General features: G+C 41.1%; 19 protein-coding genes. 7 read left to right on the top strand and 12 right to left on the bottom strand.

The genetic code is table 11. From position 1 onward, the window contains the following. Window positions 1–36: 36 nt before the first annotated feature. The 12 genes from mgtE to BG00_RS06110 all read right to left on the bottom strand — a co-directional run bounded on the left by mgtE (window position 37) and on the right by BG00_RS06110 (window position 9,574). Window positions 37–1,395: a magnesium transporter gene (mgtE, locus tag BG00_RS06055; protein ID WP_013463978.1), complete on the bottom strand. Its 1,359-nt coding sequence runs from the start codon at window positions 1,393–1,395 to the stop codon at window positions 37–39. A 123-nt stretch (window positions 1,396–1,518) separates the two neighbouring features. Then, a complete protein-coding gene (locus BG00_RS06060; RefSeq protein WP_013463979.1) occupies window positions 1,519–1,791 on the bottom strand; it encodes an HPr family phosphocarrier protein in 273 nt (90 codons plus the stop codon). 18 nt (window positions 1,792–1,809) lie between these two features. Next, on the bottom strand, window positions 1,810–2,652 hold the full coding sequence (gene rapZ / locus BG00_RS06065) for an RNase adapter RapZ (protein WP_036981214.1): 843 nt from the start codon (window positions 2,650–2,652) through the stop codon (window positions 1,810–1,812). 19 nt (window positions 2,653–2,671) lie between these two features. Beyond that, complete coding sequence (ptsN, locus tag BG00_RS06070; protein WP_013463980.1) at window positions 2,672–3,124, bottom strand: PTS IIA-like nitrogen regulatory protein PtsN; 453 nt, start codon at window positions 3,122–3,124, stop codon at window positions 2,672–2,674. A gap of 4 nt (window positions 3,125–3,128) precedes the next feature. Beyond that, on the bottom strand, window positions 3,129–3,416 hold the full coding sequence (gene hpf, locus BG00_RS06075) for a ribosome hibernation promoting factor (protein WP_010390562.1): 288 nt from the start codon (window positions 3,414–3,416) through the stop codon (window positions 3,129–3,131). A gap of 26 nt (window positions 3,417–3,442) precedes the next feature. Further along, window positions 3,443–4,942 (bottom strand): RNA polymerase factor sigma-54, encoded by a 1,500-nt coding sequence (locus tag BG00_RS06080; RefSeq protein ID WP_036981216.1) that lies wholly within the window; start codon window positions 4,940–4,942, stop codon window positions 3,443–3,445. Between the two features lie 334 nt (window positions 4,943–5,276). After that, on the bottom strand, window positions 5,277–6,002 hold the full coding sequence (gene lptB / locus BG00_RS06085; protein ID WP_013463982.1) for an LPS export ABC transporter ATP-binding protein: 726 nt from the start codon (window positions 6,000–6,002) through the stop codon (window positions 5,277–5,279). After that, window positions 5,999–6,538: a lipopolysaccharide transport periplasmic protein LptA gene (lptA, locus tag BG00_RS06090; RefSeq protein WP_036981218.1), complete on the bottom strand. Its 540-nt coding sequence runs from the start codon at window positions 6,536–6,538 to the stop codon at window positions 5,999–6,001. The genes lptB and lptA overlap by 4 nt, the downstream gene beginning before the upstream one ends. Then, the gene (gene lptC, locus BG00_RS06095; RefSeq protein ID WP_036981221.1) at window positions 6,528–7,082 is read right to left on the bottom strand and encodes an LPS export ABC transporter periplasmic protein LptC; all 555 of its coding nucleotides are present in this window, start codon (window positions 7,080–7,082) and stop codon (window positions 6,528–6,530) included. Before lptC ends, lptA begins: the two co-directional genes overlap by 11 nt. Continuing rightward, window positions 7,079–7,630: a 3-deoxy-manno-octulosonate-8-phosphatase KdsC gene (gene kdsC, locus BG00_RS06100; RefSeq protein WP_036981223.1), complete on the bottom strand. Its 552-nt coding sequence runs from the start codon at window positions 7,628–7,630 to the stop codon at window positions 7,079–7,081. Before kdsC ends, lptC begins: the two co-directional genes overlap by 4 nt. Further along, window positions 7,631–8,602 (bottom strand): KpsF/GutQ family sugar-phosphate isomerase, encoded by a 972-nt coding sequence (locus tag BG00_RS06105; RefSeq protein WP_036981225.1) that lies wholly within the window; start codon window positions 8,600–8,602, stop codon window positions 7,631–7,633. A 3-nt stretch (window positions 8,603–8,605) separates the two neighbouring features. Then, window positions 8,606–9,574 carry a calcium/sodium antiporter gene (locus BG00_RS06110; protein WP_033104260.1) on the bottom strand — a complete coding sequence of 323 codons (969 nt, stop codon included), beginning with the start codon at window positions 9,572–9,574 and terminating at the stop codon, window positions 8,606–8,608. A 266-nt stretch (window positions 9,575–9,840) separates the two neighbouring features. On the opposite strand from BG00_RS06110, the gene BG00_RS06115 reads away from it, so the two are divergent. From BG00_RS06115 to murA, 7 genes are read left to right on the top strand one after another with little or no spacing between them, the layout of a single operon-like run. Beyond that, complete coding sequence (locus tag BG00_RS06115) at window positions 9,841–10,656, top strand: ATP-binding cassette domain-containing protein (RefSeq protein ID WP_013463988.1); 816 nt, start codon at window positions 9,841–9,843, stop codon at window positions 10,654–10,656. After that, window positions 10,656–11,435, top strand: a complete 780-nt coding sequence (mlaE, locus tag BG00_RS06120; RefSeq protein ID WP_036981227.1) for a lipid asymmetry maintenance ABC transporter permease subunit MlaE — start codon at window positions 10,656–10,658, stop codon at window positions 11,433–11,435. Before BG00_RS06115 ends, mlaE begins: the two co-directional genes overlap by 1 nt. Before the next feature lie 14 nt (window positions 11,436–11,449). Continuing rightward, window positions 11,450–11,998, top strand: coding sequence for an outer membrane lipid asymmetry maintenance protein MlaD (gene mlaD / locus BG00_RS06125; protein WP_013463990.1), 549 nt, complete (start codon window positions 11,450–11,452; stop codon window positions 11,996–11,998). A 5-nt stretch (window positions 11,999–12,003) separates the two neighbouring features. Next, window positions 12,004–12,684: an MlaC/ttg2D family ABC transporter substrate-binding protein gene (locus tag BG00_RS06130; protein ID WP_036981229.1), complete on the top strand. Its 681-nt coding sequence runs from the start codon at window positions 12,004–12,006 to the stop codon at window positions 12,682–12,684. Then, window positions 12,677–12,970, top strand: coding sequence for an STAS domain-containing protein (locus BG00_RS06135; RefSeq protein WP_008465119.1), 294 nt, complete (start codon window positions 12,677–12,679; stop codon window positions 12,968–12,970). The genes BG00_RS06130 and BG00_RS06135 overlap by 8 nt, the downstream gene beginning before the upstream one ends. Before the next feature lie 5 nt (window positions 12,971–12,975). Beyond that, complete coding sequence (locus tag BG00_RS06140; RefSeq protein ID WP_007378312.1) at window positions 12,976–13,233, top strand: BolA family protein; 258 nt, start codon at window positions 12,976–12,978, stop codon at window positions 13,231–13,233. A gap of 14 nt (window positions 13,234–13,247) precedes the next feature. After that, on the top strand, window positions 13,248–14,507 hold the full coding sequence (gene murA, locus BG00_RS06145) for a UDP-N-acetylglucosamine 1-carboxyvinyltransferase (RefSeq protein ID WP_036981232.1): 1,260 nt from the start codon (window positions 13,248–13,250) through the stop codon (window positions 14,505–14,507). The last annotated feature ends 22 nt before the right edge of the window (window positions 14,508–14,529 follow it).

Consider the following 14,529-nt stretch of genomic DNA (forward strand, 5'->3'; position numbering starts at 1 on the left):
CCGCGTATTGACGCGGTGTTTTTGTTTATAAAAAGATTAAATCAATAACCAAGTCGCAGTACCTAAGAAGGCAAATATACCAACAATATCAGTTACTGTGGTTAGTACCACACTGCCTGCAAGTGCTGGATCTATTTTCATTTTTTTAAGCAATAGTGGGATACTAGCACCCGCAATACCTGCTGCAACTAAATTCATAAACATAGCAAACGCTAAAACACCACCGAGTTTGAAATCCCATTGCCAAAGCGCAACGACACCGGCAATTAGGATAGACCAAACCATACCGTTAATCGCGCCGATAGCGAGTTCTTTTAATAATAAAAAACGTTGGTTAGTTTGGTTGATATGGCCCACCGCGATACCGCGAATAACCAAAGTTAAGGTTTGGCTGCCTGCAACCCCACCCATTGACGGAACAATACCATTGAGCACAGCAAGAATTGGTAATATAGCTAAGGTGTTTTCAAAAAAGCTCGCCACAATTGCAGCCAGCAATGCAGTTAGTAAGTTTACACCCAGCCAAATTGAGCGCTTTTTAGAGCTTTTTAACACAGGTGCAAAGGTATCTTCTTCATCATCTAAACCCGCTAAACCCAGTAAACTGTGCTCAGCGTCTTCACGAATAACATCAACGATATCATCAATGGTGATCCGCCCAAGCAAGTGTGCGTTGTCATCAACAACCGGTGCCGATATCCAGTTATGACGCTCAAACAATTGTGCAACTTCGCTCTCATCCATTGAAATAGGAATAGACTCACAGTCTTCATCCATTAACTCATGAACAATTTTTTCAGGGGGATTAGTTAATAAAGTACTCAGCGATAGGGCGCCTAAAAAGCAGTTATTTTCATCAACCACATATAAGTCATCTGTACCCTCAGGTAATTCGCCGCGTAAGCGAATATAACGTAGTACCACATCTAGAGTCACATCGGGGCGAATAGTAACGGTATCTATATTCATCAATGCGCCAGCAGAGCGCTCTTGATACGATAAAGCCTGCGTTGCACGTTCTCTATCTTGAATATCCATAGCGCTAACAACATCTTTATAAACAGTGTCAGGTAGGCTACGTAGTACTTCCCCTAAATCATCATGGCCCATGTCTTCGGTTGCAGCAGCAATGTGCTCGGGTGCCATTTGCGCAATAATGCCCAAACGTACATCTTCAGACAGCTCTTCAAGCACATCACCTTGTACATCAGGATCAACCAGTTGCCAGAGCATACGACGAATTTTATGGGGAGATGATTCTAAAAGAAGTGCGGTATCACAAGGTGCCGTTTTTGCTAGCATGCGCCTAACTTGAACAAATTGACCACTATTTAGTGACTTAGTCACCTGTTTTAGTTGTTGTAGTGGAATATCTTGTTCTAAAGCTTCAGGCATTGGCGTCCTTAATTAAATTTTATTACACGATGATGGGGTATTGCTTTATCTTACTTTATATCAGCAAACTACCTCAACCACTATTAATCTAAGTTTAGGATGATGAGTTAATAATGAACTTTTTTATTCTTGCTCATTAAATCGTTGGTCAATGAGTTCACCTATTGCGCTAAGTGCAGGCTCAGCGTCGGGGCCTTCGCATACCACCTTAACTTCTTTGCCTTGGCTGCTTTCGAGTAACATAAGTGCCAGCACGCTATCGCCAGCGGCTTGTTTGTCATCTTGAAATAAAGTGATTGTGGCATCAAATTGCACAGAAAGCTGAGCTAATACTGTCGCCGCTCTAGCGTGTAATCCTAATTTGTTTTTTATTAAAAATGTATTTTCTAAGCGCATGACATGTTCTCGCAAGCTTTATTCTTGTTCTCGGTGGCGAATTTTTACATTGGGATGACTCATTGCAAAGCTTTCGCCAATGGTTTGCGCTAAATAAACAGAGCGGTGTTGCCCACCGGTGCAGCCAATTGCAATAGTTAAGTAGCTGCGATTATTTCGTTCTAAATGCGGCAGCCATGTTTGCACAAATGTTTGAATTTGCCATGTAAATTTTTGCACTATACTGTGACTTGCTAGGTAGTCTTTTACTGGTTGATCCAGCCCTGTAAGTAGCTTTAGTTCAGGCTCCCAATGCGGGTTTGGTAAAAAACGGGCATCGAATACGTAATCTGCTTCTTTAGGGAGGCCGTGTTTAAAACCAAATGACTCAAAGGTAATGATCAGTTGTTTATCTTTTTTTCCGAGTATTTTTTCACGAATAGACTCAGCAAGCTGATGCACACTTAAATCTGTGGTATCAATCATATAATCAGCACGATTAATCAATACATCAAGCAGTTGTTTTTCTTTTTTTATGGCTAAATCAAGCGGCAAAGAATCAATAGATAAAGGGTGAAGACGACGCGTTTCCGAAAAGCGTTTTATTAATGTTTGATCGTCACTGTCTAAATAAAATACCGTTGGTTTAGTAAAACCAGGTAAATATTCAATGATTTCATTAAACTGCTGTTGCTCTTTAGGTAGGTTACGTACATCAACACTCACAGCAATTTTATTATAACTGTCGGAAACACTGCGCACTAATGATGGTAATAAATTAAGAGGAATATTGTCTACACAATAATAACCTAAGTCTTCCACAACGCGTAACGCCACAGATTTACCTGACCCTGAGCGACCGCTTATAATTATTAATTCCATTTACCACCTTTCTTTATTACTACGATTGACTGACGATAACCTGATACAGTTCGCTATCCGATTTGGCGGCGCGTAACTGTTTACAAAATTCTTTATCATTGAGCTTATCAGCAATCGTGGCTAGCGTCTTCAAATGCTGCTGATTATCGCCATCGGGAACAATTAACGCGACAAAAATGTCAACCGGTCGGTTATCAATCGCATCAAAATTAATAGCTGTTTCGCTCACTAAAATCAAAGCTAGGGGTTCTTGAGCACCACTCATGCGACCATGTGGAATAGCAATGCCTCGACCAATGCCTGTACTTCCAAGCTTTTCTCTTGCAGTTAATGCATTAAGAATATCTTGTTGTGTTAAATAGGGCAGCTTATTGTGAGCCAATTCACTGATAAATTCTAAAATTCTTTTTTTACTATTAAAAAGGACCGCAGCTTTACTGCAGTCCTGACAGATAAGTGAGCTTAGTTTCATAGTGTTAGTGTCGAGCAAGTTTCTCTTTGTGTTTAATTACTTGACGATCTAGCTTGTCAATGAGCGAGTCTATAGCGGCATACATATCTTGATGCTCAGTAGAAGCAAAAATCTCAGCGCCACTAACATGAACGGTTGCTTCAGCTTTTTGGTTTAGTTTTTCTACATCGAGAATAACGTGCACATTCGTTATGTGATCAGTGTGCCTCTGTAACTTCGAAAATTTGCTATTTACGTAGTCTCTAAGCGAGTCGGTAATATCTACATGACGACCAGTTAAATTCAGTTGCATAAACATTTTCCTCTTTGTTGTACGCCTTAAATCAAACTTTTACGTTGATTAGACGGGGGAATAGCTAGAGATTCGCGATATTTTGCTATAGTTCTCCTCGCTACTTTAATTCCTTGCTCTGCCAATATATCTGCAATTTTACTATCACTCAATGGTTTAGCTGAGTTTTCTGCAGCGATTAATTTTTTAATTAATGCTCGTATTGCTGTTGATGAGCATTCGCCACCATTTTCAGTACTTACATGGCTTGAAAAGAAATATTTAAGCTCAAAAATGCCACGTGGTGTGTGCATGTATTTTTGCGTAGTAACACGTGAAATAGTCGACTCGTGCATTTCCACCATTTCAGCCACATCGTTAAGTACCATAGGCTTCATCGCCTCAGGACCATGTTCAAAAAAGGCCTGTTGTTGCTGCACAATACAGTTAGTTACTTTAAGCAGCGTGTCGTTTCTACTTTCTAAGCTTTTTATAAACCATTTAGCCTCTTGTAAGTGCGAGCGAATAAACTGGCTATCACCACTTGATTTAACCGTACGCGACATAGCTGCATATTGGCTATTTACTCTGATCTTAGGCATGCTATCTGGGTTTAGTTCAACCACCCAACGGCCTTTTACTTTTTTAACCGACACGTCAGGAATAACGTACTCAGACTCTTCTCTGACAATAGTGTCTGCCGGTTTTGGGCTGAGCGTATGAATCAGCGTCATGATTTCTTTAAGCTCATCTTCTTTAAGCTTTGTTTTTTTCATCAACGTGCGATAATCACGCGCAGCCAGTAAATCAATATGATCGGTTAAGATCATTTTTGTTTCGTTTAAAAAAGGTGTGTCTTTATCAAATTGATTTAGCTGAATACACAAGCACTCTTGTAAACTACGCGCGGCTATTCCCACTGGATCAAATAGTTGAATACGCTTTAGTACCGCTTCTATTTCGTCAAGTTCAACTTCATCTTCGGCGTCGTTTTCTTGGTTAAAGCTTTCTAATATTTCTTCACAGCTAAGGGTTAGAATCCCTGAGTCGTCCACAGCTTCTACAATTGCAATAGCTATCGCTTCATCGGTAGGGCTAAACGGCGTCAGTTGAAGTTGCCACATTAAATACTCATGCAGCGTTTCAGTCGAAGAGCCTTGATAAATAGATTCATCTTCTGGCATTGGGCCCGATGAAGAGGCAGGCGCAGCACTCATATATTCATCCCAAGTGACATCCATAGCCATATCATCGCTAATGGTGTCTTTGGTCATTGCTTCACCGCTATCTTGCTCATACTCGCTAGGTTTATCGTCGGCTGAGGCACTTAGCGTTAAGTCATCGTTATCGGCTTTTTGTTCGTTTTTACCTGCAGTGTCTTCGCTGTAATCGTGTTCTTCAACTTCAAGCAAGGGGTTGCTATCGAGCGCTTCTTGAATTTCTTGCTGGAGATCCAATGTACTGAGTTGCAATAAGCGAATTGCTTGTTGCAACTGTGGAGTCATTGTAAGTTGCTGGCCCATGCGCAGCTGTAATGATTGCCTCATGTATCTCTAACAATCCTTTTAAATTACGGTCTGTTGACCTTTACGATTAAAATTTGTTCAAACTAGGGGCGGTTTAATTGCGGCGCGAGGTTTGTAACCTAGTGGGCTAAGTCAAAACCGAGCAACAAAGAGTAAATCGTCCCTAGGCAGAACCCGAAGGGCAGCGCCTGTTTGGCATTGATGCTGCGTTATCGCCTATTTATGGGGGAATACCACACCACATAGGCTCTGCCTTGCCTAAATACCAAACAGACTGCTGCAAATTCAACCTTGATAGGTCAACAGACCTAAGTATGATTAATCTTAGCAGATGCTTAGTGGAATAACACACATATTAGAGCTTGAACTGCTCGCCCAAATAAACATCGCGTACTGTTTTATCGTTTAATACGTATTCAGGAGTGCCTGATGCAATTAACTCCCCATGAGAAACTATGTAGGCTTTTTCACAAACATCAAGTGTTTCGCGCACGTTATGATCTGTAATAAGGACGCCAATGCCACGGTTTTTAAGATGCTCTATAATCTTTTTAATATCTAATACTGAGATAGGATCAACCCCCGCAAAGGGTTCGTCTAAAAGGATAAATTTAGGGTTTGCTGCAAGCGCGCGAGCAATTTCAACGCGGCGACGTTCACCACCTGATAAAGCCATACCTTGACTATCGCGGATATGCTGAATGCTAAATTCATCAAGTAAATTATTTAAAGTATCTTCGCGTTGTTGTTTATTTAATTCTTTACGTGTTTCTAAGATAGCCATTAAGTTTTGATAAACAGTCAGCTTTCTAAAAATAGACGACTCTTGCGGTAAATAACCAATCCCTAAACGCGCTCGGCTGTGCATCGGTAATAAAGTAATATCTTTATCATCAATTGATATTTTGCCTTTATCGCTAGGTACAAGGCCTACAATCATATAAAAGGTGGTGGTTTTACCTGCACCATTAGGGCCAAGTAACCCCACAATACTGCCAGCTTCAACCTCTAGGCCAACGTTTTTCACCACTTCACGACCTTTGTAGCTTTTAGCTAATAGCTCTGCTTTTAATGTGCTCATGGTTGGCCTTTATCATCTTCTTTTTTATTTTCAACAGGCACTAAAATAGTGTGTACACGGTCTGTTGAGTTTTCGTCTTTTTCTGCGCTAATTAACTGCTGCTCGATATCGTAAGTGATACTTTTAGCTGTTATTTTTTGACCTGCTTGAGCAATGCTTGCATCGCCGATTAAGGTTAAAAAACGCAGCGACACATCGTAACGCACTTCATTAGCACTGGCGCTCATTATGGTGCCATCAGCTTGTGTTTCTTCAAAATATGCAGGGCTGCCTGTGGCAATTAATAACTGTTTGTTATCGCCTAGGTTATCGCGTTTATGCACTTCTAAACGGTCAGCTGTGATACGGCGATTACCATGAATAATTTCAACATTTTTCTCAAAAATGCCTACGTTTTCTTTTAATTGGCCTTCTTGTTTATCTGCACTAATTGAAATTTGATTCGCAGCGGGGGCTTCAGCAGGTTCAGCGCCATTACTGTTAAAAGCAATTAATAGTGAGGGAACAATTAAAATTTTAAATAGATTATTGGTCATAATATAGGGTTCGCGTATGGTTAATAAGTTTAATCACCTCGGTTTTTAAATCTGCCTCAAGGCCTTTACCTGTGATTTTTAAATTAGGTCCTGTAATAACGACAGGCTGCTGTGATTGCATGGTTAATAGTTTTATATCAACATTGATGGTCTGGGCGGTGATCGTATCGATCATGGCGTTATCTACTAAGTTTTGAGCGGTTACATTACCCTCTAACACCAGTTGACGGTCGTCGTAGAGGGTGGCTTCATCGGCGTTAATACGCCATGTTTGCTGCTCGTTGTATAGAGTGAATATAGGCTTTTCAAAAAAGGTAAAACCGAGTTGTTGATACAACTCCATTTTTACCGCAGTTACCTTATGGCTCACTTTACCTTGTTCATCATAAGCCGTTTGTTTTAGCTCAATAGCGGTATAATCAGGCTTAGCAATAACTTGTGTTTCTTCGCTTGCAGTAATATCAACCTTAGTAAAATAAGGATACCAGAGCCAAACCATACAGCTTATGAATAAAACGCTCAGTATAATGCGCGCTACATTCATGAACTCGTTCCTTGGCTAGTCAGTGGCTTGCTATTTTCGAGCATAAGTAAGTCTGTCAGCTCTCTTACCGCACCAAAACCGCCGGGTAGTTGGGTTACATAATGTGATAAACGTTTAATAAGTGGATGAGCATCGTTTACGGCAACCGCAAAACCGACTTGCTCCATTACTGGCATGTCTGGGCCATCATCACCTATATAAGCAATTTGATCATCGCTAAGCGCTAATTTTTGTTTTAATTCTTGATAGGCTATAAGTTTGTCTTCTTGGCCTTGATATATATGTTGTACGGTTAAACTGCTCATACGTTGCTGCACTATATGAGAATGGCGCCCGGTGATCACAGCGACTTCAAAACCGCTGTTAATCAGGGCTTTGATACCAAATCCGTCTTTGGTGTTAAATGCTTTGAGTTCTTCACCTTGGTTTCCAAGGTAAATACGCCCATCAGAAAATACACCATCAATATCACAAATTAATAGCTTTACTTTTTTTGCGCGCGCCTTTGCATCATCACTTAGCGGTTGATAGAGATCTTCAAATTGCATTTATAGCACTCCCGCTTTAAGTAAGTCTTGCATATTTAGTGCGCCAATCGGTTGATTATGCTCATTAATTACAATTAAGCCATTAATACGTTTTTGTTCCATAATATTTAACGCTTCAGCCGCGAGCATCTCTTGGGTGGCTGTAGTACACGACTTGGTCATCACAACATTAATTTCAGTGCTATGAATGTCAATACGTTGCTCTAAAATACGGCGTAAATCGCCATCGGTAAACAGGCCTGATAATTGCTGGTCACTATCAACAATAGCGGTCATGCCGAGTCCTTTGGCCGACATTTCAATTAAGGCATCTTTAATCGTTTGCGTCTCGTTAATGATAGGCGTATCAGCACCACTGTGCATAACATCTTTAAGAGTTAAGAGTAATCGCTTGCCTAAGCTACCACCAGGGTGCGATAGTGCAAAATCATCAGCAGTAAAGCCACGTGCTTCTAATAATGCCACCGCCATGGCATCACCCATAGCGAGTGTGGCAGTGGTACTTGCAGTAGGTGCTAAGCCCAATGAGCAGGCTTCTTGTTCAACTTTAATACACACATGCACATTTGCCAATGTTGCCATGGTTGAGCCTTGGTTGCCTGTCATGGCAATCATTTTGGCACCAATGCGCTTTAATACCGGAATAATATTAAGTACTTCGCTGGTTTCACCAGAGTTTGAAATGAGGATAACCACATCATTTGCTGTGATCATTCCTAAATCACCATGGCTTGCTTCACCCGGGTGGACAAAAAATGCGGGGCTGCCGGTACTGGCAAGAGTGGCGGCTATTTTGTTACCAATATGACCTGATTTACCCATGCCAATAACAATAATACGACCTGGGCAGTCATACATTAATTGACAGGCTTGGTTAAAGCTTTCATTAACGTATTGTGTAATATCGCTGAGTGCTTGGCGTTCAATCTCTAGAACACGTAACCCTTGTTGAATAAAGTTTAGCGTTGCCATGGGCTATCCTACTTGACTAAAAATATAACCTTGGTAAATCATAAATGCGACGATGAGCAAGCCACCTTCTATTCTATTGATACGTCTTTGACCTCTAAAGTTCAATGACATAGCAATTAGCGCCAAGGTTGCGCCAATCATAATAATAACATCACGGTTAGCTACCGAAGCATCGATAACCGATGGATTAATTAATCCTGCCAGCGGTAATACCGCTAAAATATTAAAAATATTCGAACCAACTATGTTACCCAGCGCTAAGTCATCTTCATTTTTAAGTACACCTGCAATTGAAGCTGCAAGTTCAGGTAAGCTGGTGCCTATAGCAATAATGGTCAAACCAATCACTAAGTCACTTAAGCCAAAATATTTTGCGATATCAACGGCTGAGCCAACTAAAAAGTGTGAACTAACCGGCAGTAAAATCATACCCACTACCAGCCAAAAAACAGCTTTTTTGGTTGGTACGTTGTCAGGTACTTCGTCACAGGCTTCGCTCACAAACGGATCGTCTTGGTTTTTAGCTCGCAGTGAGACAAAAATAAGTCCGCCAATAAAAACAACAAAGCCAAATAATAAGGCTGCACCTTCAAAAAATGAAAAATAGTTATCTGAAAAAATATACCAAGTTGCAATGGAGACCAGCAGTACCAGTGGAATTTCACGTTTTAACGTACTTGAAGATACTGATAAGGGTCTTAAAAGGGCAGTAATACCTAAAACTAATAAGATGTTAGTGATGTTTGAACCAACTGCATTACCCACGGCAGTATCGGTTTTATTTGCCAAAGCTGCTGAAGCCGATACCATCATTTCAGGCGCTGAAGAGCCCATAGCTACCACGGTTAAACCTACAATTAGCGTTGGCACGCCAAAGTTTTTAGCCAGTGCTGCTGCACCATAAACAAACCTGTCTGCACTCCATACGAGAGCCGCAAAACCAAGAATTAAAATGACAAACGAGGTAACCATTATGATAAGCCAATTAATGTAAATTCAGATAGCGCGAATAGTAACAAAAGCCACCATAAAAGTATAAATAAAAGAATAAGGTGTAATACATTAGGCGGTTATTTTAAGTATTCTTTGGCGCTTTTTATATGCAATTTTAAGCCAAAGTTAAGGCTGCTTGAATCAACCTTATAACTCTTTTTGCGACACTATTACAAAATCTTACGAATTGTTTTTTCCATATTGGTTAAAAAACCCTTAAAATAGAAATATGAGAGAGTATTGTTATGGAGAGCGACTTGTCGCAATCAATAGTAGAAGTCAAGGATGTTACCTTTTCTAGAGGCGATAGGGTCATATATAAAAATATGAGCTTTGACGTACCTGAGGGTAAAATTACTGCCATTATGGGGCCAAGCGGAATTGGCAAAACCACGATGCTACGCCTAATAGGTGGCCAGCTTAAACCAGACTCCGGTGATATTTTATTTAAAAACGACAGCATTGTCGCTATGTCGCGCAAAGAACTCTACGCGGCACGTAAACGCATGAGTATGTTATTTCAAAGCGGTGCCTTATTTACTGATATGTCGGTGTTCGATAACATTGCATTCCCCATTCGAGAGCACACGCAGCTCAGTGAAGATTTAATCCGTTTAGTGGTATTAATGAAACTACAAGCTGTTGGCTTACGTGGTGCTAAAGATTTAATGCCTTCAGAGTTATCTGGCGGTATGGCACGTCGTGCAGCTTTGGCTCGCTCTATAGCGCTTGATCCTGAACTTATTATGTATGATGAGCCTTTTGCAGGACAAGATCCTATTTCAATGGGGGTTTTAGTTAAGCTGATCAAATCTTTAAACGAAGTACTTGGCTTATCTTCTTTAATTGTCACGCACGATGTGACAGAAGTAATGAGTATTGCCGACCACGTTATTATTATTGCTGATCAAGGCGTTATAGGCAGTGGTACACCAGAGCAGATGCGAGAACACGAATCACCACTTGTTCAACAGTTTTTAAAAGGGTTATCAGATGGTCCAGTGCCATTTCATTATCCAGCACAAACCTATGCAGATGAACTGTTAGGAGAGCAGCAGTAATGTTGGATTTACTACAAAAAATAGGCCATAAAACGCTGGGCCGTTTTGCTGCACTGGGGCGTTCAACCCAAATGCTGGCAAGTGCGTTATGGCATGTACCCAATTTTAAAAAAGGCACGCCCTTACTCGTGCGCCAATTATATATGGTTGGCTCACAGTCATTATTGATCATTGTTGTATCAGGATTGTTTATCGGCATGGTATTGGCTCTGCAAGGCTATACTGTTTTAGTTGATTATGGCGCTGAAGACAGCCTAGGGCCTCTAGTGGCACTTAGTTTATTACGTGAGCTTGGGCCTGTAGTAACCGCGTTATTATTTGCCGGTAGGGCAGGCAGTGCGTTAACCGCTGAAATTGGCTTAATGAAAGCCACCGAACAGTTATCGTCGCTTGAGATGATGGCCATTGACCCGCTTAGACGAATTATAGCGCCGCGGTTTTGGGCTGGTTTGATCAGTATGCCAATGTTGGCACTTATTTTTTCTGCTGTAGCTATTATTGGTGCTCATTTAGTGGGGGTTGATTGGCTAGGCGTTGATACGGGAAGTTTCTGGTCAATTATGCAATCTCAGGTGTCGTTTGAAAAAGACATACTAAACGGTTTAATTAAAAGTATCGTATTTGCGATTGTTGTTACCTGGATTGCGCTTTACAAAGGGTATGACTGTATTCCCACATCAGAGGGGATCAGCAAGGCAACAACAGAGACAGTGGTGCACTCATCACTAGCGGTATTAGGTTTTGACTTTATTTTGACAGCGGTAATGTTTACCAGCTAATAGGGTATTAAATAATGAATTCACGGAAATTAGAAATTTTAGTTGGTTTTTTTGTAGCATTGGGCATTTTAGCATTTTCAATGTTGGCGCTCAAAGTGGCTAATTCGGGTATTAGCGGCTCAGGTGAAACCTACACATTGAACGCCAAGTTTGAAAATATAGGATCATTAAAAACACGTGCACCCATTAAGGTGGGCGGCGTTGTTATTGGTCGTGTAGAGTCAATTTATGTGCATCCTCAAGAGTTTTTACCAGTAGTAAATATGAGCATTGATGCGCAGTATTTGTGTCGTTTTTCAGACACTAGTTCCATCTCTATCTTAACCTCGGGTATTTTAGGTGAACAATATTTAGGGATTAACCCCGTTATCGCATCAGATTCAGCTAAACAGCGATGCTTAGGCGAAGATGTAGCGAACAGCGAACAAGATCAAGCCATTGACGATTTATTTGGTGTTCAAAGTAAAGCACTAGCTAACGGCGATTCTATTACAGATACCAAGTCAGCATTGGTACTAGAAGAATTAATAGGCCAGTTTTTATTCAACCAAGGTAGTGAGTAATTATTATGTTGAAAATATTTTTAGCAAGTATCGCATTAGTAACTGTCACGCTAGTACAAAGTGTACATGCCGGTGAGGTGAAATTGGCTGATCCTAATAAAATGGTACGTCAGGTTGCTGATAATACCTTTGAACGTATTACCAAAGACCAGCCGTTAATAACCGCTAATAAAGAGCATTTACGGGTCATCGTTGAAGAAGAACTGATGCCTTACATTGACTACAAATATGCTGCACTGAGAGTGTTAGGTAGCGAAGTATCTAAGGTACGCGCCATTACCGACAAAGCAGAAAAAGCAAAAGCAATTGAAGATATTCAGCGTTTTATTGGCGCGTTTAGAGAGTACCTTGTTGCCACTTATGCTGGCGTTTTTACCCAGTATACTAATCAACAAGTTGAATTTGCTGCCGAGCAGTCCTTTAAAGGCAAAGATGTGGTGGTGATAAAAACCAAAATTGTAGAAGCCGGTAAGCCTGATATTAAAATTGATTTTAAAGTACGTGAAGATAGAAGTGGCGAATGGCGCGCTTACGATATGATTGCTGAAGGCATTAGCTTACTTGATGCAAAACAAAGTGAGTTTCAGGGCATTTTACGCCAACAAGGTATTGACCACGTTAGCGACCTGTTAGAGCAAAAAAGTAAGTTACCGGTTCAGTTTAGAGGCAGTGACACAAATGACTAAATTGGCAATCAGCCAAGTCGATGAACAGCATCTACGAGTCAGTGGTGAATTGACTCATAATTCAATTGGCAATGAACGGCTTCTGAATACCAAGCGACAAACTGAGCATAAAACCCTTTATTTTGACCTAAGTGAGGTGACAAGGGTTGACACAGCCGGCTTAGCTTGGTTAATTCACTCTTTTACAGAATTTAAGCAGCAAGGCATTCGCCTTGAATTGCAAAACCCACCTGAACAACTGCAAAACCTTATGCAGTTAGGCCAGGTTACAACCCTATTTGAGTGAGAGTTATGGAAACGAGTCAAGTCGAAACATTATTACGCGACGAACTTCAGTTAGCTGAAGTACATGTAAAAGCCAATGGCAGTCATTATGAAGTAATCGCTGTCGGTGAATGCTTTGACGGATTAAGTCGTGTTAAAAAGCAACAGCTAGTATATGGGCCATTAATGAACACTATTTCAGACGGTACCATTCATGCTGTTTCTATCCGCGCTTTTACTCCGACAGAGTGGAAACGTGAGCAAAAATTCATTTTACCGCAATAAATAAGGCCCCTTAAATGGATCAATTTGTAATTCAAGGTGGCACTTCACTGGCTGGTGAAGTAACTATTTCTGGCGCTAAAAACGCAGCTCTTCCGATTCTATTCGCAGCTTTATTAGCTGATGGTAAAAGTACTTTTACTAACGTACCACATCTTCGCGATATCATCACGACCGAAGCCTTACTGAAAACGTTAGGCGCTGATGTTCAGTGGCAGGGCGATTCACTCATTATTGATGGTGCAACGGTAAATAGCACGTTAGCGCCTTATGACTTAGTAAAGCAAATGCGTGCGTCAGTGCTTGCACTTGGCCCTTTAGTCGCTCGATTTGGTGAGGCGCAAGTATCCTTACCTGGTGGCTGTGCTATTGGTGCGCGCCCGGTTGATATTCATATTCAAGGCTTAGAGCGTATGGGCGCTCAAATAACCGTTGAAAACGGTTATATTAATGCCAAAGTAGATGGTCGCTTAAAAGGCGCTGAAGTTTTCATGGAAATGATCAGCGTAGGTGCTACTGAAAACTTACTGATGGCGGCAACGCTCGCCGAGGGTAAAACAGTACTGGAAAATGCTGCCCGCGAGCCAGAAATTATCGATTTAGCCAATTGCTTAATTGCTATGGGGGCTAAAATCAGTGGTGCGGGCTCAAGCCGTATTGAGATTGAAGGGGTTGAGCGTTTATCAGGTTGTGAACACCGCATATTACCGGATCGTATTGAAACAGGTACCTTTTTAGTGGCTGCAGCGATGGCTGGCGGAGAAGTACTATGTAAAATGACCGACTTTCATTCACTTGAGCCTGTAATAGAAAAACTACGTGCAACCAATGCGTTATTAGAAGTGCACGATGACAGTATTTATCTAGACATGCGAGGCCGAGAGCTTAAAGCGGTGAATATTAAAACTATGCCTCATCCTGGTTTTCCAACCGATATGCAAGCGCAGTTTACCGCATTAAATGTGGTCGCTAATGGTAGTGCGACTATTACCGAAACTATTTTTGAAAATCGTTTTATGCATGTGCCTGAGCTACAACGTATGGGCGCTAATATTCGCTTAGAAGGCAATACGGCCTTTTGTGGTGAAACAAAAAGCTTATCGGGTGCGCAAGTAATGGCAACTGACCTTCGTGCATCAGCGAGTCTTATTCTAACGGGGATTGTGGCTCAAGGCGAAACGATTGTTGATCGTATTTATCATGTAGATAGAGGCTATCAGCGTATTGAAGATAAGCTTAGTGCGCTAGGTGCTAACATCAAACGCAAAAGCAATTAGTTATACTAATACAATTATTATT

Source organism: Pseudoalteromonas sp. SCSIO_11900, assembly GCF_000576475.1.
Lineage (GTDB): Bacteria > Pseudomonadota > Gammaproteobacteria > Enterobacterales > Alteromonadaceae > Pseudoalteromonas > Pseudoalteromonas tetraodonis.